23 protein-coding genes and 2 pseudogenes are annotated in these 19,369 nt (G+C 36.4%); 21 read left to right on the top strand and 4 right to left on the bottom strand.

The window, feature by feature from the left end:
- Positions 1 to 630: 630 nt before the first annotated feature.
- Genes JFV29_RS08980 through JFV29_RS08970 form a run of 3 tightly spaced genes read right to left on the bottom strand, consistent with a single transcriptional unit; the run spans position 631 to position 2,853 of the window.
- Positions 631 to 1,905 carry an FtsW/RodA/SpoVE family cell cycle protein gene (locus tag JFV29_RS08980; protein WP_201182637.1) on the bottom strand — a complete coding sequence of 425 codons (1,275 nt, stop codon included), beginning with the start codon at positions 1,903 to 1,905 and terminating at the stop codon, positions 631 to 633.
- Complete coding sequence (locus tag JFV29_RS08975; protein WP_201182635.1) at positions 1,902 to 2,321, bottom strand: PadR family transcriptional regulator; 420 nt, start codon at positions 2,319 to 2,321, stop codon at positions 1,902 to 1,904. The genes JFV29_RS08980 and JFV29_RS08975 overlap by 4 nt, the downstream gene beginning before the upstream one ends.
- Positions 2,311 to 2,853, bottom strand: coding sequence for a sigma-70 family RNA polymerase sigma factor (locus tag JFV29_RS08970; RefSeq protein ID WP_274606916.1), 543 nt, complete (start codon positions 2,851 to 2,853; stop codon positions 2,311 to 2,313). The genes JFV29_RS08975 and JFV29_RS08970 overlap by 11 nt, the downstream gene beginning before the upstream one ends.
- 303 nt (positions 2,854 to 3,156) lie before the next feature.
- Between JFV29_RS08970 and JFV29_RS08965 the strand changes: the two genes are divergently transcribed.
- The 18 genes and pseudogenes from JFV29_RS08965 (at position 3,157) to hutH (ending at position 16,391) form a co-directional block, all read left to right on the top strand.
- The gene (locus tag JFV29_RS08965; RefSeq protein ID WP_201182633.1) at positions 3,157 to 3,639 is read left to right on the top strand and encodes a hypothetical protein; all 483 of its coding nucleotides are present in this window, start codon (positions 3,157 to 3,159) and stop codon (positions 3,637 to 3,639) included.
- Between the two features lie 210 nt (positions 3,640 to 3,849).
- Positions 3,850 to 4,071: a DUF3953 domain-containing protein gene (locus tag JFV29_RS08960; protein WP_201183480.1), complete on the top strand. Its 222-nt coding sequence runs from the start codon at positions 3,850 to 3,852 to the stop codon at positions 4,069 to 4,071.
- A 201-nt stretch (positions 4,072 to 4,272) separates the two neighbouring features.
- On the top strand, positions 4,273 to 4,434 hold the full coding sequence (locus JFV29_RS08955) for a hypothetical protein (RefSeq protein ID WP_201182631.1): 162 nt from the start codon (positions 4,273 to 4,275) through the stop codon (positions 4,432 to 4,434).
- Between the two features lie 17 nt (positions 4,435 to 4,451).
- On the top strand, positions 4,452 to 4,817 hold the full coding sequence (locus JFV29_RS08950) for a hypothetical protein (protein ID WP_201182629.1): 366 nt from the start codon (positions 4,452 to 4,454) through the stop codon (positions 4,815 to 4,817).
- Between the two features lie 234 nt (positions 4,818 to 5,051).
- Positions 5,052 to 5,591 carry a GNAT family N-acetyltransferase gene (locus JFV29_RS08945; protein WP_201182627.1) on the top strand — a complete coding sequence of 180 codons (540 nt, stop codon included), beginning with the start codon at positions 5,052 to 5,054 and terminating at the stop codon, positions 5,589 to 5,591.
- Positions 5,592 to 5,769: 178 nt separating this feature from the next.
- The gene (locus tag JFV29_RS08940; RefSeq protein WP_201182625.1) at positions 5,770 to 5,985 is read left to right on the top strand and encodes a hypothetical protein; all 216 of its coding nucleotides are present in this window, start codon (positions 5,770 to 5,772) and stop codon (positions 5,983 to 5,985) included.
- A gap of 243 nt (positions 5,986 to 6,228) precedes the next feature.
- Positions 6,229 to 6,678, top strand: a complete 450-nt coding sequence (locus JFV29_RS08935; RefSeq protein WP_201182623.1) for a YrvL family regulatory protein — start codon at positions 6,229 to 6,231, stop codon at positions 6,676 to 6,678.
- Positions 6,679 to 7,112: 434 nt separating this feature from the next.
- Entirely contained in the window at positions 7,113 to 7,274 is a 162-nt protein-coding gene (locus tag JFV29_RS30965; protein ID WP_242486097.1) for a GNAT family N-acetyltransferase, read from the top strand.
- A gap of 255 nt (positions 7,275 to 7,529) precedes the next feature.
- On the top strand, positions 7,530 to 7,853 hold the full coding sequence (locus JFV29_RS08925; RefSeq protein ID WP_201182621.1) for a heavy metal-binding domain-containing protein: 324 nt from the start codon (positions 7,530 to 7,532) through the stop codon (positions 7,851 to 7,853).
- A 2-nt stretch (positions 7,854 to 7,855) separates the two neighbouring features.
- Positions 7,856 to 8,086 carry a hypothetical protein gene (locus tag JFV29_RS08920; protein WP_201182619.1) on the top strand — a complete coding sequence of 77 codons (231 nt, stop codon included), beginning with the start codon at positions 7,856 to 7,858 and terminating at the stop codon, positions 8,084 to 8,086.
- Positions 8,087 to 8,345: 259 nt separating this feature from the next.
- The gene (locus tag JFV29_RS08915; RefSeq protein WP_201182617.1) at positions 8,346 to 9,455 is read left to right on the top strand and encodes a lactonase family protein; all 1,110 of its coding nucleotides are present in this window, start codon (positions 8,346 to 8,348) and stop codon (positions 9,453 to 9,455) included.
- Positions 9,456 to 10,031: 576 nt separating this feature from the next.
- Positions 10,032 to 10,427, top strand: a complete 396-nt coding sequence (locus JFV29_RS08910; protein ID WP_201182615.1) for a DUF2500 domain-containing protein — start codon at positions 10,032 to 10,034, stop codon at positions 10,425 to 10,427.
- A 189-nt stretch (positions 10,428 to 10,616) separates the two neighbouring features.
- Entirely contained in the window at positions 10,617 to 10,820 is a 204-nt protein-coding gene (locus JFV29_RS08905; RefSeq protein WP_201182613.1) for a zinc ribbon domain-containing protein, read from the top strand.
- A 178-nt stretch (positions 10,821 to 10,998) separates the two neighbouring features.
- Positions 10,999 to 11,325 (top strand): alpha/beta fold hydrolase, encoded by a 327-nt coding sequence (locus JFV29_RS30295; RefSeq protein ID WP_242486098.1) that lies wholly within the window; start codon positions 10,999 to 11,001, stop codon positions 11,323 to 11,325.
- Positions 11,326 to 11,354: 29 nt separating this feature from the next.
- Positions 11,355 to 11,578, top strand: a pseudogene (locus JFV29_RS08895) (DDE-type integrase/transposase/recombinase); the annotation flags it as partial.
- A 107-nt stretch (positions 11,579 to 11,685) separates the two neighbouring features.
- A complete protein-coding gene (locus JFV29_RS08890; RefSeq protein WP_201182611.1) occupies positions 11,686 to 13,182 on the top strand; it encodes a helix-turn-helix domain-containing protein in 1,497 nt (498 codons plus the stop codon).
- A 173-nt stretch (positions 13,183 to 13,355) separates the two neighbouring features.
- Positions 13,356 to 14,726 (top strand): MFS transporter, encoded by a 1,371-nt coding sequence (locus JFV29_RS08885; protein WP_201182608.1) that lies wholly within the window; start codon positions 13,356 to 13,358, stop codon positions 14,724 to 14,726.
- A 129-nt stretch (positions 14,727 to 14,855) separates the two neighbouring features.
- A complete protein-coding gene (gene hutH, locus JFV29_RS08880) occupies positions 14,856 to 16,391 on the top strand; it encodes a histidine ammonia-lyase (protein ID WP_201182606.1) in 1,536 nt (511 codons plus the stop codon).
- On the opposite strand, the pseudogene JFV29_RS08875 reads toward hutH, so the two are convergent.
- Positions 16,388 to 16,912 (bottom strand): annotated as a pseudogene (locus JFV29_RS08875) (IS110 family transposase). The gene hutH and the pseudogene JFV29_RS08875 overlap by 4 nt on opposite strands.
- 306 nt (positions 16,913 to 17,218) lie before the next feature.
- Here JFV29_RS08875 and JFV29_RS08870 point away from each other — a divergent pair.
- The 3 genes from JFV29_RS08870 (at position 17,219) to JFV29_RS08860 (ending at position 19,369) form a co-directional block, all read left to right on the top strand.
- The gene (locus tag JFV29_RS08870) at positions 17,219 to 17,659 is read left to right on the top strand and encodes a cell wall hydrolase (protein ID WP_056523359.1); all 441 of its coding nucleotides are present in this window, start codon (positions 17,219 to 17,221) and stop codon (positions 17,657 to 17,659) included.
- Between the two features lie 406 nt (positions 17,660 to 18,065).
- Positions 18,066 to 18,449, top strand: coding sequence for a hypothetical protein (locus tag JFV29_RS08865; protein ID WP_056523357.1), 384 nt, complete (start codon positions 18,066 to 18,068; stop codon positions 18,447 to 18,449).
- A 476-nt stretch (positions 18,450 to 18,925) separates the two neighbouring features.
- Positions 18,926 to 19,369 (top strand): MarR family winged helix-turn-helix transcriptional regulator, encoded by a 444-nt coding sequence (locus JFV29_RS08860; RefSeq protein WP_201182604.1) that lies wholly within the window; start codon positions 18,926 to 18,928, stop codon positions 19,367 to 19,369.

Raw genomic sequence — 19,369 nt, 5'->3', positions numbered from 1 at the left:
TTAATTATTTTTGCATTCGTAATGATTTTAGGATGGATTTCAAGTTATATACTTATTAATGGACCCGCATCCTGGGGAGGTCCTGTTGGTGTAATAATCGCATATTTAATAAGGTTCTTTTGGGAATATAGGAAATTTAAAAGAGATACTAAAGAATCAAATAAATTTTTACATAATAGACGGAGTTTTTAATAATATTAAGAACTTCGTTTCTTGTTTTACCAACTTTTTAATTGTGAATAAATACACTTAAACAAACAGGTGCGTTAGTTCATTATGGATTACTAAAAATAATCAAACTATTTTATAATAACTGTATACTGAATCACAAGAAAAGAATCCATCTCGATCAATCTTTTTTCAAAATGGATTCTTTTTATTTACGCTAATATGGGGGTTCAGGAGAAAATTTTGATCAATCTTGATTCCAAAAATACACATAGATCTTAATTAGTTCTATATTTTGATAAATCGACTTACTGATCATTTATCAGTTCCTATATATTCAACTTTTAGGGAATTTTCCACCTGATAATTATCCTCATGATTAATTGCATCTTTCAAAGCTTCATGCCTTTCCCCATTCCTAGTTTCTTCAGAAAAGAGAGTATGAGCTACAATACCATACTCTCATATTTTCTTCATCAGCATAATATTTTTTTTGTGATACACACTTAAAACCAGACCAAACAAGAAGGCGTTAATCATCGCTGATAAAGCACCATAACTCATAAATGGCAGGGATAGACTTATTAGTGGTAATAAGCCGAGAGACATTCCGATGCTGACAGTAACCTGTGCAGTGAATATGGCAAAACTGCCGGAAACAAGCATTTTCCCAAATGGGTCTTTCACAGTTTGGAATATACGGGAAATTCGCCAGATCATCCATAAAAACAGCAGACCAATGAGCAATGCCCCGGCCCAGCCAAGCGTATAGGTAATTGTTACAAAGATAAAATCCGTCATCATTTCATTAGAAAAATCAATCGCTCCGAGGGAACCAAAATGGCCAATCCATCCGGCATCCTCAATTAGCTTTTCTAGTTTCAAAGGCATATACCCCGAGGTCTCACTGAATTTTTCAGGCGTAACAAACGCATAAAGTCTTTCTAATTGATAGGCCCTTATATCTTTCAAGGATATAAGCAGAAGTGAAACACATGTAGTAAGTAGGACTGCTGCAGTGATAAGGATTTTCCTTTTATTTAGGCTACTCCTCCAGACCATTACAGCAACCATCAATGAATAAATCGCCACCGCCTGCTCGTTGGCTGTATTCAGAAACAAGAAGGCAGAACAAACGTATAAAATGGCAGCCAAATAAACATTCATCTTTTTTGATTGCAGCATTCCGGCCCAGGCAAGCAGAAAAAGTGGCAGAACCACAATAGAATCGACCGACAATAAACCCATAATATTAATTCGAGGATTGCCGTTTACTAATACATTGGAAAATTGGAACTGAACAAGAATCAGACATCCCATCGTAAAGAAAACCCAGCCCCATCTCTGAAATTTCCGATAATCGAAAAAAAGAAGGACACAGGCCAAAATTACACTTCCTGTGACAGAATATGCCTGCTTCAGCACTGAAAATGAATTACCATCCTTAAATAAGAACCAAAACAAAAACAGGCCCGCAGCTGACATGAACAGAAACATACTCATTAGCTTCCAATCAATCTTCGGCCTGTGCAGCTTGTCCATCTTCTGCCCAATGTCAGAGGGGCTTCCCATATTCCGGACAGCCAGTTCCTCTGCTTCTTCCTCTTTATATCCTTTTTTGACCAGTTCAGTTTTAGCTTGATGCAAATGGGCTTTTAATTCAGCTTCTATATATTTTTTTGCTTCTTTTGATCGGATATACGACGAAACCTCATCTAAAAAATGATTGCTTCTCAATCGGTTCTTCCTCCTTCAAACGCTGTCCGCCAACTAGCAGAGGCGGAACCACTTTTAGATTCCTTTTTCTTTAGCCACTTTTTCGCACGTTCATCCAAGGAATAGAGCTTCCTTTCTTCAGTTTCCCAAAAAGACTGGAGCCAGCCTTCCTTCTCAAGCTCATGCAAGGCAGCATACAAGGAGCCTTCGTTATTTTCAAATTTCCGGATGCCTTTCTGGTAAAGAGATTCATTAATTTGATAACCACTTTTCTCCTTATCCAATGATCTGAAAATACCAATTAAGATGTCTTCCCTACTTACATCCTGCTTTTCGATAGCAGTATGGATGGAGTTTCTATGGTTTTCCGTGAATTTCAAATCAAGAAATGTATGCTTTTTCATAGCCGATTTCAAGCGTGTTAATTTATCTTCCATCGGTGGATTCCTCCCAATAGGTTTTTAACCTTCTTTTCGCCTGGCGCATCCGGGTCTTCACCGTTCCAAGTTTGACCCCGGTAATTTCAGAAATCTCCTTGAGCTTCATTTCCTGAAAATAATGGAGATAAATGAGCTCGCGATACTGGATTGGCAGTTCCATGACTGCACCAGCAAGCTGCCTGTCTTCATCCTGCTGAATGATCTCTTCTTCCACATTATCGGTAGAAGTCCATTCCTGCTCCTCTTCTGCAGTCGAAACTTTTCGGAAGTACCAGCTTTTCCTATAATCCTTACAATGGTTAATAGCAATTCTCCAAAGCCACGTCCTTATATTTGATTGTTGGTTATACGTGGGCAGCGCCTTATAGCATTTGATGAAAATCTCCTGTGTCAGGTCCTCTGCCACAACTACATCTTTTACATAGGAATAGACCAATTGCAGAATATCCTGGCCATAAAGGGACATGATTTCATCCAGTAAGGATTCGTCATCTTTCATTTGAGACCATTTAAACACAAACTCCTCCAAAACAGTTCACACTTCCTTCCCTAGATATATAGACGATAGTACTTATAAGAAGGTTTTCTATTTTTAAAAATTATCCCTTTGTTATTGTGGAGTACAGCTGAAAATATAGAAAACATGTTAAGAATTAGTACAGCAATAGTAGAAAATCCTTGCCTGACAACATTCAATCGGAAAAGTTAAACCGTTTATAAACATGAAAAACCGAAATCATTACTGATTTTGGTTTTTTCTTATAGAACTAAAGGGGCAGTTTAGTTGAATAAGCTGTATTCTAAATACGGTTTGTAGAAAGAGGAGCGATAGATGTTTTTTAAAAAGAGAAAATTAATTAAAAATGACATAAAGTTTATGGCGGAATTGTTATATGAAGATGTATCATCTGAAAAATGGGACCAAGCAAACCTTACAAAAGATAATTTGAATCTTTCAATAGAAAGTGTTCGCTTGGTTGATGAGTATGCTGATAGGTTAATGCATACAGACTTTGGACAGCAGCTTTTAAAAGAACATCCAGATAATTTTCCCGTACGAATCGGAGTCTATCTAGGAGAAGTTATTAAAAACCATACAAACGGGCAATATAATTGGTTTGAGTTTAAGTCTATCCAAGAAAATACGATTCATTTAGATAACTATATGGTGAGTGTAGAAAGCGAAAGTGTTCTTTACTCAAAAAAATTAGACAAAGTGATATGTCCGATTTATGAAGCTATACAATATCTTAATGGAGAGTCTAAATATAAAACTCTTTTAAACTATGTAGACGAAGTAATAAAAAATCAATAAAGGAGACGAATATAAACTTTATTAACTAACGGGTGCTTGAGTTTAAGATTATGGAGCTGTTCAGACGGCTCTTTTTTCTTCTTCAACTAAAGGGGCAGTTTAGTGAAAGAAGTAATTTCCATTTTTCATACAAATGAAAAGGTGTTAAATGGTATGATTAAAAAGAAATAGTGCTGAACTTAATTTTTAGGGGGAAATATATTTTTGAAAATGGTTAGAATTATTTTAGCGATAGTGGTTATTGTTCTATCAGGTTATAGTCTAATAACTCAAACCTTTGAGTTATTGCCGTATTATATGTTTTTCCTTGGGGCATTTATGTTGGTGTCAGGATTTGTCGAACTTCAAAAAGACAGAAAAGGATTTTGGGGGTATATGAATATTGTTATCTCTTTATTTATTTTCTTTTTTTACATACCGTATTTCATATAGAACTAACGGGTGCGTTAGTTCATTAAGGATCACTAAAAATAATTAAACTATTTGATAAAAACTGTATACTAAATCACAAGAAAAGAATCCATTTTGAACAATCTTTTTTCAAAATGGAATCTTTTTATTTACGCTAATATGGGGGTTCAAGAGGACCTTTTGATCAATCTTTATTTCAAAGCTACATAAGGTGGTATGATAATGGAAATATCATTAAATGATTTTTTAGTTGGAGACGGTTTTTCATATATTTTTAAATCTGGGAAGAGAGGGATGATTAATTTTTATTTTTTTATTGATTCAGTTGAAGAGGATTTAACTACGAGTTATAGCCAAAGCTTAAAAGAATTTTTAAAAAAATAAATAAGTATCCGATTTATTTGCATGGAATTAGTGGTTCGAAGGAAATTAATATATCGAAAGGAGCAAAAACATCGAAAGTTGCGCCTAGAAATTATCATCATTTAGTAGAAATAAATAATATTGAAGAGCTAGTCAATTATTTTCCTAAAGCCTATTTGGACGCTTTTAACAATGATAGTATTTTGTTTTCTACTGAGAAAACAATAGAAATGGATTTTACGAGTGACATTGGTTTAGCGAGATTTATTTTGGATTATACAAAAACGACATCAAAAGATAGATATTATCTTTGGGTAGGCCATGACGGAATAGGTTTTGACTTCGTTTCGAATTTTTCTGATTATCCGTACAATAAAGTTCCGATTACAAGTGATGAGGATTAAACGAAAAAAGACCAGAAATCATTTCCTGGTCTTTTATTGAAGTAAAGGGGCAGATTAGTTCAATAAGAATTATGAGAAAATATAGGAGATAAGAAATTTAGTAATGCTTTATGTTATGTATAGAACTTTTCTTAACTGTTTTAGATATATCAAATCTTTAGGAGCTGTATGTAAAATAGAAGGTAAAGATATATATTTTAAACAAATACATAAATAACAATTGAGGGAGTTTTTATGATTAAAGGAAATTCTGTATACTTACGACCAATTAACGAAAAAGATATAGAGAGTATTCATATGTGTTTTCAGGATGAAGAGATCCTATATATGACTGGTACTAAAAAGCGATTAACTAAAGAAGAAATAGGAATAGATTTGAAACAATTTAGTAAAGATTCTACACGAAATGACTTTGCTATTTGTCTAATAGATACCAATAAAATTATTGGTGATTTATCTATTACAGAAATAGATTTAGAAAATAATAAAGCTATGTTCCGAATAGCTATACATAATAAAGAGTATTTTGGGAAAGGGTATGGTACTGAAGCGACTAGTCTTGCACAAAAATTCACATTTGAACAGCTTAAACTAAATCGATTAGAGTTACAGGTTTTTTCACATAATATGCGTGGAATGAAATCTTACGAGAAATCTGGGTTTAAGAGAGAAGGAATATTAAGGCAATCTCTATTTGTGAAGGATCAATATTCTGACGAAATTATTATGAGTATGCTTTATGAAGAATATCTAAGTTTTAAAAAAAACACTTAAACTATCAGGTGCAATAGAAGAATTGCAGGACTGTCATGTGACAGTCTTTTTATATGCAGCTAACGGGGCAGTTTAGTTCAACAAGCGTAGTGTCTTCGGACTGTGACATTTTTGATATTAATAGAGTATTCCTATAAAATTATTAAAAAATGGTACTAATACTACCAGGAGGATTTTTATGGCGAAATATATTTCGATTTCTTTATTAATATTTATTGGCTGCTTTATCTTGTTATTGGCATTACTTCCTGTCTTTGAAGATGTAATGATTTCATTCTCATGTATTTTTCTTTTGTTGTTATCTATAATTATTTCTTTTTTAGTTAGGATTGTTGAATTACTCAAGAAAAATTATAATTTACAAAAGGCCACTTTCAATAAGTTGGAGCTTTAAAAATAAAACAATTTGCTGCACAGTTTGTGTCAACTCAACAATATGTTATAGAACTAACGGGTGCGTTAGCTGAAGATCGGAGCTGTCTTTAAGACAGCTTATTCTTATGCAACTATCGGGGCAGGTTAGTTCAATAAGCGTGGTGTAGTCGAACGGTACGAGATATTTCTAAAAAGATTAGTTATCGGTAAAATAAGTTAGAGTTTCAGAAGTAAAGAGATCTAACAGAGGAGAAACAGACATATGCCAGAAAATAAAAATGATTCATTTCGTGATATGAATTTAAAAGAAAAGATGGCAACAGTTACCGGATTAGCATTTCTCATTATCCTGGTAGTGGGCTTTGTATTGGGGCTTTATTTCTTTGGACTGGCAGGGGTTTTTGAACTGCTCGGCGTTCAATATGAATCTATCTGGTCATTGATTGTTTTTGTTGTCAGTTTCTTTATTTTAGGCATCATTGTCGAATTGTTTTCCAAAGCAATTTTCAAGCTGTCTGTCCGAAATATAACAGGGAAAATAAAGGTGTTTTTTATCCGAATCAGTTTTGAAGGCACATCGAACTGGCTAGTCCTGTTCGCAGTGGATGAGTTTATGAAAAGTATTACACTTTCCTTGAAAACAGAGATTATTATTGCATTGCTACTTGCCATAATAGAAATTGTTTTCGATGATGATAAGGAAATCTCCTAATAAAAAAATTTACCTAAGTATAATTGGGGATTTTTTGTACCTCGGGTAGAGAATAATGGAATTGGGAAGTGAACAGTTCAAAAATAAAAAAGAGAAGTCTTGTTCAACTATCGGGTGCGTTAGTTCTATAACAAGGGGGGGCTTCGGCAGCCTTTTTCTTATTGAACTATCGGGGCAGGATAGTTCAATAAGGGGAATATTGAAAAATTCCCTAAAATTAGTGAAAGATAGATGAGGGATTTGTTATGAAAATTAGTCAAATCAGGAATTTCAATTTGGTCGCTAAATTAAATAAATATGTGCACGATTTACATTCAAATTTATATCCTAAATACTTTAAGGAAAAATGTGAAGGAAGTTTTCAAAAGTCTGGTTATTAACGAAAGTTTCATTTTCCTTTTGTTAGAAGATAACGAAGAAGCTCTTGGCTATGCTTGGATAGAGATAGAGAATATATACACCAGATTAGCATAGTAGGAACAAAGAGGAATAAGGGGTATGGTTCAAGTCTTATGGAATGTATATATGAAATTGCGAACGATCGAGGAATAGATTTAATAGAATTAGATTATTGGATTGAGAACATTGTTGCATAGAACTTCTATAAAAAGCAAAATTTTATAAAGTACAGAGAATTTGTTTATAAAGAACTTTAATTCTTACTGAACTAACAGGTGCTTTACTTCAATAGCAGGGTTGCTTAGAACCAAGAAGAAGATGTATCGTTTCTTAATTTGAAAAAAATATATATGAAGAACCTGGATAAACCATTGAATAGTACACTTATTTCATTAGTAAATGATTGGCACAAAAGAACATATTTATCTTAATATATACAAGGGGGAGTATTTATGCTAATTGTAACGAAGGAACAGATTGAGGGGTATAAAATTAAAGAAATAAAAGGGGCTTGTTTTGGCCTGGTTGTAAGAAGTCGTGGTTTTGCTGGTCAAGTTACTGCGGCGTTAAGGTCTCTTGTAGGCGGAGAAATTCATGAATATACAGAAATGCTTGAGGATGCAAGAAAACAAGCAATAGACCGATTAACACAGAATGCTCATGCAATGGGGGCTAATGCAATAGTCATGTTTCGATTTGATTCAGGTGAAATTGGACAAAACATGAGTGAAATTGTAGCATACGGAACAGCAGTTGTAATTGAAAAGGTTGAGTAAATATGAAATGGATTTGGTGTTATTTTCTATTTCAAATTTGTCTAATACTTCTCTTTTGGATTTTTTCCAAACGTAAAGATAGGCGTTATAAAGCAAATAATGATAACCTTTCAAAAGATTTTGAGCCCACGCAAGAAGTGTTTATTGACCCAATTTCAAAGGTTTTAATAAGAGTCTATGTTAATCGCAAAAACGGTGAACGTAGATATATTGAAGAAAAAGGTGAAGAATAGAAGGCTGCGCCTGTTCAACAAACAGGTGCTTTACTTCAATAAGGAAGGTTGCTGAGGCAGCCTTTTTCTTATGGCACTAACGGGGCAGTTTAGTTTAACAATAAATGGACTGCTTCGGCAGTCCTTTTTCATTTGTTGTTATAACTAAAGATAGGCTGTGGGATAAGTGGATGATAATCCTTTTAACCAATTTGCATCAATTTGGGGAATTTAAATGGGAAAAGCACCATATAAAACAATGAAAGGAGGAAGGTATAAAATGCAGATAATGAACGAATATTTCCGTGCGAATGCGAGTATGGTTTACATTATGACCAATAATGAAGTAATGAATCAAATCATTTCCTTTTACAGGGACATGAATGGAATGCTTACTTTTGTGGATTCCTACCCAACTTATGGTAGAGGTACTGGTACAAAGGAAGTCTCCACTGCAACGGCAAACGATGGTGTCGATCCGCTTACGTCACAAGGAGCCCTAACTTTGTCCCGTGATGGACGTTTCCTTCTTGCAGTGAACGCAGGCAGCCATAGTATCAGCAGTTTTATCATTACTGACAGCGGTGCACCCGTTCTCGTAGATGTGAAGCCATCAGGAGGTACTCAGCCCAATACCGTAGATGTGTTTGGTAATCTTGTCTATGTTGCCAATGTAGGGAATGTGGCTAACAATTTCGCCTCCAATATCACTGGTTTTCGCATAGATAATAACGGACGCCTTACTCCTATTCCTGGATCCACCCATTCTCTCAGTACTTTCAATGCTCAGCCCGCTCAGGTTCTCTTCACTCGTGATGGTAGTAAAATCCTTGTATCCGAGCTTACTTCAAACCATCTCAGTGTATTCCATGTAAATCAAAATGGTACGGTTACAGAACCAATCGTTAATGATTCTTATGGTCAAGGACCATTGGGTGCTTATTTTCTATCCTCTGGAATCCTCTTAGTTACTGAAGCAGATTCAAATGCCCTGTCATCCTATTCAATGAGTACCGACGGGATCCTTCATGTGATCAGTGGCTCTGTACCAACTGGATATAAAACCGCATGCTGGGTTGTAACAACTAGGAATGAACGTTTTGCATATATTACCAATACCTTAAGCGGCACCATCTCCACCTACCGAATCGATCGCAATGGAGCACTTTCAGTTGTAAGGCATATTACCAGTACACCGCCAGGTACAGCTCCAGGACTGCCCATGGATGTTGGAGTGAGTAAAGATGGACGGCATTTTTACACTCTTAACGGAAATCAGGGCACAGTCTCCGTATTTACTATTCAAGATGATGGAAGTCTGGTTAGATTGCAGGTTGCTGCTTGGACCAACTTTCCATATTTAGGATCACAAGGGTTGGCTGTTCTTTGATTCTATTTGGTCCATCACATTTGATGGAGTAGAAAGTTTCTCTTAGTGAATGAGTCATCTTCAACTAACGGGGGCTTGAGTTCAAGAGGGTGAGTTGCTGCAGCGACTCCTTTTTTCTTCCTTTCTATTAAAAAACATTCGCAAAAGTCAATTCAAAATCGACGAACGTTCATAAATGTTTTTATAGACACATACCTTGGTTTTAAAAAGGGGGAATAAAAAGAACTCTCCCTTTCTATTTTTGCATCTTCAATTTATCCCGAGCGATTATCGATACCTTATGATAACGTTTTGCATGCCATTTAGAAACATCCGCTTACATTCCCGTACCGCCAACAACTAATACATGTCCTATTTTCACCAGCATCCCTTCCATTGAAAATCTATCACTCTACCTTCGTAAAGTAAAAAGTCTTCTTCAACTAACAAGTGCTACTCTTCATTATGAAGGGGAGCCATTCGAAGAGAAAAGAGTAGGATAAGTCCAAAATGTATATGCCATTTTTTTGAAGGCAGTCTGAAACTTTATTTCATTTTATCCGTATATTTTATTATCATAACAAGGAGGAATATCTAATGTACGATGTTGGTGGAAGCGGAGATTGGCTTTTCACAGTTGCTCCGATATTTATAGGAATTATTTTCGTTATCATTTTTATAGTAATAATAGTTAATTTATTCAGTGGTCTTAGCCAATGGAAGAAAAATGAGGAATCTCCTTGCTTATCTGTTCCTGCAATTGTAAAAATTAAACGAACGAATGTCACAAGGAATAGTCATCTTCACGAACATAATAACAATGTCCACTCGCATGGCTCATCTACGACTTATTTTACTACATTTGAATTTGAGAGTGGCGATCGATCAGAATTTCGTATTTCAGGCAAGGAATTTGGTATTCTTGCAGAAGGAGATATCGGCACTTTAACTTTTCAAGGAACAAGATATATTAATTTTTCTAGGAAAAATTAGACTGACTGATAATGGATAACGCTTACGCTTTAAGGTAATAAAATTACATAATTTTATTTTCACTTAACATAGAACACACTGAAATAATTGGCTTTGTTCAGTATCTGTTAGTCCTGCCAAGATGAAACTATAGGATTTAATAGATAAGCTATTTTAATTAAACCTACATAAATTGGGGGATGAAGAATAATGAGTGAAAAAGGATGTATGAAATGTGGAAGCAATGATGCTGCTAAGAAAGACGTGGCAATGACTGGAACAGGATTGTCGAAAATGTTTGATGTCCAAAGTAATCAATTTACGGTTGTGTATTGCAAGAAGTGCGGATATTCGGAGTTTTATAATAGGCAATCATCAGCAGGCAGTAATCTGCTGGATCTATTCTTTGGTTGATCACGGCACGAGAAGAATCTCCTTTTTTAAAAAAAGGAGATTCTTGTTTTTTTCATTATGCATGACGTACATTACTTCTTCAAAATTCCTATACTATAAGACTTTGAATCTCAAGGGTTTCTACTTTATTGGTGTCATGACGGACTTGGGACCGGGAAATCACCGTCTCCTTTAGAAGATGTCAACCATGAAAGATTTGCTGTCGCTGCTTGATCATCTAGAAATCAATCAGGCGACACTCATCGGTCACTCAATGGGTGGTCAAATTGCTACTGAATTCGCTCTGAATTATCCTGAAAGGGTTTCAAAACTTGTTTTGCTTGCGCCTGGATTATCTGGGTTTAGCTATTCAAAGGAATTTGAAAAGAATATGAAGACGATTCATGAACTGCCCCCGATATCAATAGGGTTTTGGAGGGTTATTTGGCATGGCCAAAAATATATATCAGAAATAAAAATTTTAGAGAAAGATATTGACGTCCTATTAGTTTGTTTAGTTGAATAGTTAAAAGAGGACAAGATGATAGCGTCAAAATCAGACGATTACGGTACATTAACAATATAGTGGAACTAGAACATCGTTTCATTAAGAAGCGTGTGCGTTAATGTTGGGATTCAAGTCGTATGGAACACCCACTTCTATATTGAGTGGTATTAAAGCGATGCATGCGATGAAAAAAGGACAACTTCACCAACATGTGAAATCTGTCAAAAAAGATGTAAAATTCATACATAAGTTGTTTGGAATTGCATCATAATCAGTTTTTACACTAGAACCCTTAATCTGATAGTCACTGTAGTGATGAAAATAAGCTTGGTTCGGAGATAATTAATAAGAAAAAATCTATCATAAGGGAGTACCTGTATGGTCAAATTGTTAATTGCTGATCGCGATCAAAATGAACGAACAGGGATTGGCTGGCTAGTTTCTTCGTTTTCGATTCCATTTGATCACATTCTATTAGCAGGCTCAGTATCTGATGTATTTCATCTAATAGAGGCCGAAGTACCAGATGTTGTTTGCATTGAACTCGATATGATTCCAAAGGATACGTGGGACAGCTTTAAGGAGCTGACCAAACGGTACATACAAAAGGTCATCGTCATGACGGCTGAAGCCACATTTGAACGTGCGCTTCAAGGCATCGAGCTTCATGCCTATGATCTATGGGTAAAACCTCAGTCGCCTGACCATATCAAACGAGTATTAACCCAGTGCTGCAAGGCCGTTTCCCAAACTGAGGAGAAACAAGAGCCATCGGCCCAAATTGAGGTGCCTGCCGTATCTTACAGTTCTCTATTCGTGCATCAAGAAACGTTAGGCGCCAATTTCCGATTAATGCTGATGCAGTTGGAAAATTCGAAGAAACAACCTATATTGCTATCTTTTTTACAAGAATATCCATTTAAGAATCGGCCGGTTGTATTGCCGCTAAGCGACATGATCGTTTCTGTTTTTTCATTCGATAACCAGCAGCCACAGCCACTCAAACAATTAAAGCACATAGGCAATCGGATTCTAACCGAATGGGAAGAGCAGTTTTCGGAGCCCATGTCACTAGTTTTATATGATACTAATGACCCGTTGCTTTCGTTAAATGAAAAATATCTTCATGCGAAGCAAGCGCTAGAAATTCGTTTTTTCAAAGGGTATCGGCAGCTTTCGGTCATTGAGGATAAGGTGAACTGGGTTATGATCGATCCGTTTTTAACCCCGTCTGAACAGCGCGAATGGATTGACATGCTGAACGAAGGTGACAGGGACAAAATTAAGCAGTGGATGTATAAAGAATTTTTGAATAAGGAAGACCCCTATCCCGAGCCAGGTTTATTGCGAACCCGGTTAACAAGCTTATTAGCCCAAGTCCGACGCTTCATGAAGTCATTTTACCTTGATGAAGGGATGCTTGAGAGACGTTATCATCAAGTATTTGAATCCATCCTATACAATCCGATTCTATATCGGATCGTCCAGGAGTTATTGCTGTTCTTATATGAAGTTCTTGATCGGGCAAATAACAATCAAGAAAATGCTCGTACAAATGTGATTGAGCAGGCCATCCGGTACATTGAGGAGAATTTTACTAACCCTAAGCTAAGGCTTGAGGACGTTGCGAACCAAGTAAACAGAAGCGCAGCGTATTTTAGCTCGCTCTTAACAAAAAAACAAGGAAGCTCGTTCCGACAGCTATTAACAAAGACACGGATAAACGAAGCACAGCGTCTATTGATAGATACAAAACTCTCGATTCAAGATGTAGCAGATAAAACAGGATTTATAAATGCAAATTACTTTAGCAAAATTTTCAAGGAAAAAACCGGTACAACCCCTCGTTCATTTAGAAATCGTAAAAAAGTATAGAAATCTAAAATAATTATAGTTTTCAAATGTAAGCGTTTTACATTACACTTTAAATTCGAAAAAAATTAGAAAAATTCAAAAAATAGACGTCTGTTTTCAATCGCTTTCCTTCTCTAAACTAGAGATGTAGGAAGTGTCCCAAAAATTAAATATTGAAAAGGGGAAAGACGCTTATGACCGAACAAAAATTTAAGATGGATGACGCTCCACTTAACAAGTTCCATATGAAAATTACAGCGCTTACTTTTGGCTCTAATTTCTCTGATGGGTATGCTCTTGGGATTATTGGAGTGGCTCTTACACTCCTTAGCCCACAAATGGAACTCAATTCGATGTGGGTAGGACTAATTGGAAGTTCTGCTTTGGTCGGGCTCTTTTTCGGTAGTCTAGTACTTGGAGGGTTATCTGACCGCATAGGCAGACAGAAAATATACCTGCTTAACTTCTTATTGGTCACTATAGCTTCGTTGCTGCAACTATTTGTGGATGGGCCCGTAGAGTTGTTAATTTTGCGTTTACTGATAGGTTTTGCTCTCGGAGGCGATTATGCAGTCGGATCGACTTTACTTGCCGAGTTCGCGCCTAGAAAGTATAGGGGATTCTTACTGGCTTCTCTAAATGTGCTCTGGACGGTAGGTTACGTCTCTGCAACCATTGTCGGATATTATTTAGGTCAAGCTGGTCCGGAATCATGGCGTTGGATGCTTGCTAGTGCCGCAATCCCTGCATTCATTGTGCTGATACTGCGAATCGGAACACCTGAATCCCCACAATGGCTCATCAGCATGGGACGTATTGATGAAGCACGCCATATCGTAAAGAAGTATATCGGGCCTAATGCGGAAATCGACGAAACTGTTATTGAGACTCAATATAAAAATGGCTTTCGTGCTCTTTTTAACAAAAAATTCCGGAAGCGAACAGCTTTTGGAAGTCTATTTTATGTCTGTATTGTCATTCCGTACTTTGCCATCTACACATTCCTACCGTCTATCTTAAATAGTATGGGTTTAGCAGAAAACTTCACTGTAGACTTGTGGTTAAACATATTCCTAATCTTGGGTTCGATTGCTGGTCTTTGGCTTATGGAGAAATTTTCTCGCAGAGGTTTCACTATTAGTACGTTTGCAATCCTGACCGTCTGCTTGCTTATGCTTAGCATTTTTCACGAACCTAAACTTTTAGTAATTCCGATTTTTCTGGCTTTTACTTTTATATTATCAGCAAATTCAAATCTTACGCTAACATATCCGGCCGAACTTTTCCCTACCGAAATTCGCGCATCTGGGGTTGGTTTTGTGACAGCGTTCAGCCGAATTGGTTCTGCTATCGGGACATTCCTCCTGCCCCTTAGTATGAACACTATAGGGTTGGATGCCTCGATGATTGGAATGACGGCTATTCTGTTAATTGGTACTATCATTTCGATTGCCTGGGCACCGGAGACAAAGTCACTCTCTTTAAGCGAGGCAAGTAATCCTTTTAATGAAGCAAGTAATTCAAATTCAAACTTAAACCCCTTGAACCATAAGAAGATTAATTGACATGAAAAAAGGAGACCTTTCCATTTATCGAAAGAGAGGTCTCGTTGCGAAATTTTACTAATTCAATGGCTTAAACATCATAAAAGTTAATGTTTTGTCAAACTGCACAATATAGGAGATGAGTTTATTATGAAAACAGAAGAAAAAGTAATGATAACTGAAGATGATTTTAGTATCGGGGATTTGATTTCAGTAGCAAGGCATCATGCCCCTTTGGAGCTGTCTATGAGTGTAAAGAAAAGGATTAGCCAAGGAAGGGATATAGTCGAGCGTTTTGTCGAGGAGGAGCGAGTCATATACGGAATTACGACCGGAGTAGGAGAGAATTCAAAAATAAAAATTTCAGCCTCTGATTCGAGAGAATTGCAAAAAAATATAATTATGAGTCATGCTTGCGGTATGGGCGATCCGTTGGAGAAGGAAATAGTAAGGGCAATTATGGTGATGATGATCAAAAATTTATCCCTTGGTTATTCTGGAGTAAGACTTGAAACGGTAGAGAGATTAGCAGAGATGGTGAATAAAGATGTCATACCATTCGTCCCTCGAGAAGGTTCCCTAGGTTACTTAAATCATCAGGCACATATCAGTTTGGTCCTTTTGGGGATGGGTGAGGCCTATAATCAGGGCGTACTAACAGATGGCGAGACGGCTTTGAAGAAGGCCGGAATCAAGCCAATCGAACTGCATGAAAAGGAAGGGCTTTCTTTGATTAATGGCACGGTAGATATGACTGCTATTGGCGCTCTGGCCGTTTATGATGCCATTAATGTTCTTAAGGCGGCAGACATTGTTTCGATAATCAGTTTTGAGGCGCTGAAAGGAACATACTATGCCTTTGATCCCAAAATTAGTAAAGTAAAACGTCATCCTGGACAAAAAAAGACAACTGATAATATTCATAAGCTGATAGAAAACAGTGAGATCACGGAAAAATTTAAAGATTACCGCACACAAGATGCTCTTAGTATTAGGTCCATTCCACAAGTGCATGGAGCATGTAAGGACGCTGTTGATTACGTTAGGACGATTGTGGAGAGAGAAATGAATTCAGCCTCAGATAATCCGTTGGTGTTTGATGATCAAGAGGGTGCAAGAGCGATATCCTCTTCCAATTGTCATGGAGAAGCGATAGCCTTAGCCATGGACTTTCTGGCAATCTCTCTATCTGAATTGGCCAATATTTCTGAACGAAGGATTTTTAGACTCGTCTCGCCTCAGTATAGCGAGCTGCCCCCGTATTTGATCGAGCAAAGTGGGCTTAACTCGGGCTATATGATTCCGCAATATGTCGCGGCGTCATTGGTTTCTAACAATAAGGTTTATTCACATCCGTCGTCTGTGGATTCCATTCCGACAACAGGGGGACAGGAAGATCATGTAAGCATGGGGACATCTGCAGCTTTAAAGGCACTGAAAGTAATCGCCAATACTGAAAAAGTGATTGGGATCGAATGGATGTGCAGCTGCCAGGGGATTGAATTCCATCAGCCGTTACAGCCTGGAACAGGAACGACTGCAGCCTGCGATTTGTTTAGAAAATATGTGCCTCGCCTTGAGCAGGACAGAATTTTATACAAAGACATGCGTACAGCTGCGGAACTGGTTCATTCAGCAGAAATTGTAAAGCATGTAGAAGCAAAAATCGGTCCTTTGCAATTTTAAAGATATGATTCATAGCTGAAGTTGCAGTTTGAATCAATAAAAGAATATGTTAGCTTGATATTAGCATCTTGAAGAATTTTGTGAATGCGATTCTGCTCTGAAGTGCGATGATGAATCAATTTTTTTCGATAACGAGTAAGATCTCGTAAATCACGAATATCCTCCGGTGGGACAAAATTGCTTTCAATAAGTCCACATCTTAGAAGCTTGGCAAGCCATTCGGCATCTTTCACATCAGTTTAACGCCCTGGAACATTTTTGACATGTCTGGCATTGGCAAGAACAAGGTGAAAAGAACCTTCAAGTATATTCCATATTGGTTTCCAATAGACTCCGGTACTTTCCATCACAATATCGGATACCTGAAGGGGAGCTAGCCAATCACTTAAAGCCAAGAGTCCCGTTGTTGTAGTTGGAAACGTTTTAATAGAGGTTTTTGGCTTTTTATCTAATGGACTAAATAATACACAGGCTACTACTGTTTCTTGGTGTACATCTAGGCCAGCACACCGTTCAATCATTGCTTCCATAGGAGAATCACCTCAAAAAAAATTAACAATACATATGACAGGAGATTTGTTACAAAAATTTTTGTATACGTACTTGTAGTACACTAAATGGTTCTTCAATACTGTCACAACCAGTTTCTTATATAGAAGTTTCTTATGGAGCTATCGGGACAGTTTAGTTGAATAAAGGTATAAAAAAGAATGCCATAGTTTTCATCTTACTTAAAAACTGTAAGCTTTAAAAACTAAGCATTCTTATTTTATAAACAATGACATCAATGTAGGCTTTTTTTCATACTATATTTCTGGGGTGAAAAAATGCCAAGAGTAAATTACAAAAGTTCAGACGTTGACTTAATGGCAAGGATGATGAGAGCTGAAGCCGAAGGTGAAGGGTTACAAGGAATGTTATATGTTGGAAATGTAATTGTTAATCGTCTTAAAGCTGATTGTTTAGACTTTATAGATTTAAGAACAATTCCACAAGTCATTTATCACGTACAAGGAGGAAATTATTCTTTTGAAGCTGTTCAAAAAGGTAATGTATTTTATCAAAGAGCGAGGACTGCTGAAAAACGATTAGCAAAACAGAATTTGGAATACTGGAGACAACACCCAGGGAAATATGCCCTTTGGTATTTTAATCCATATGCTCCATGCCCGCCTACATGGTACGATCAACCCTTTGCTGGACAATATAAAAATCATTGTTATTATGAACCAAAACCTGGAACATGTGAAAGTGTTTATACCGGTTAGGTTGTCTAGGAGCTATTATTAATTCTTGAATTTTATTGTAATTTTGCCTTTTTGGTGCTACGAATACAAAATTTTTAGGTGTTGGTAGCCAACCATATTCATTCAATGCAACTCCTGTAGGTAATGTAACAGTTGTCGGTTGAAAAAAACGCTTGAGACCCTAACCGAAGCCTATTTTTTCAATCGTTGTTTTGATGTACTTTTATCTCACGAAATAAAAAGGGAACTTCCTGGTTAGCAGGTGTTCCCTTTTTATATATATCAAACATTAAGTATTAGTAATTTATCCAAGAAAGCAAGATTGTGAGATATTATACTCAAACTAAAGGGTGCTTTAGTTGAACATGAAGAGTATTTAGTTTACGCAGCTCGATATAATAGATGAAAACCATTAGGAGTTGACTTTATGCTTAATCGGATCAAGAATAAATTGATTCCCACACAAGTAACGGGAGAAGAAGTAGATAATATCTACGCTATCTTACCCCCTCCAGGAACCATTATCGGAGAGGCAACGGAAGAAGAAATGGAAAAGGCAGCAGAGCTTGAAATTAGACATATGGCTTTCATGAGGTTGCAGGAAATGAATATACAGTTTGACGGTGCATCTTATAAAGAACTATTAAAAGAGTTTCAAGATTTTGAAACCGATTCGAGTAAATTTTGGAGAGGTGTATCCAGCCGTTTATCTGTTCCTTATGAATGGCCAATCAGAATTGATCATGCAAACAGCCCTATTTATATTGGTGAACATGATTTATATGAAGAAGAAGTAGAGAATGAAGATTGATATTGAAATTTATGCTTGGCATAGTCGAATAGGTTCCATGTATTCGTTATTAATGTATTTTAAATCGATTTTAGAGCGTTAACCAAAAGGGTTAACGCTATTATTGTTTGCAAAATAGCTGGATAATGAAGTGAGTGGATTTTTCCTTCTTTTTTAACTAACGGGTGCGTTAGCTGAAGAATCAGAGCTGTCTTTAAGGCAGCTTTTTCTTTATGCAACTATCGGGGCAGGTTAGTTGCATAAAAAATAATTATTAAGAATGGTGTTTTTGTTCAATATTGAAAAAAATAACCTCGATCTTTCGGGGTTATTTTTTATTTTTGAAATTGGCCAAACTAGTGGTATCAAATCAATTGGAAAGCGTATTTGGGATTACGTTTTATCCTTCATCCTTCATTGATTTAAAAAAAGTTGACAAAGTCCACTAATAATACTAAAGTATTAGTGGATGAAGTCCACTAAAAAGGAAGGCTACAATGAAAATTAATAATAATACCATTGCTGATATACGGCAATTCAATAGATTTTATACGAATATACTTGGTGTATTAGATAAGCATATATTTGATACAGGATATTCTTTAACTGAGGCACGAGTCGTTTTAGAAATCGGTATGATGGAGCAGTGTATAGCAAACAATTTAGTTGATAAACTGGAAATTGATCGCAGTTATATGAGTAGAATAATTAACAAGTTAAGTAAAGATGGACTGGTTATTAAGGAAAACTCGACTTTGGATAACAGAACTAGTCTGATTCGGTTGACTCCTAAAGGGATGACTCTTTTTAACCAGCTTAATGAAAGATCCGATGAACAATTAGTGAGGTTATTCCAAGGATTATCACAAAATGAAATAAAAGAAATCCATGCTTCTATGATGTTCATTCAGAAGAAACTGGATAGTTTGGGGAGAATATAG

Source organism: Peribacillus sp. TH16 (assembly GCF_016651095.1).
Taxonomy (GTDB): Bacteria; Bacillota; Bacilli; order Bacillales; family DSM-1321; genus Peribacillus; species Peribacillus butanolivorans.
Note: the sequence above shows the minus strand (reverse complement) of the source record. Positions and strands in the feature narration are given on the sequence as shown.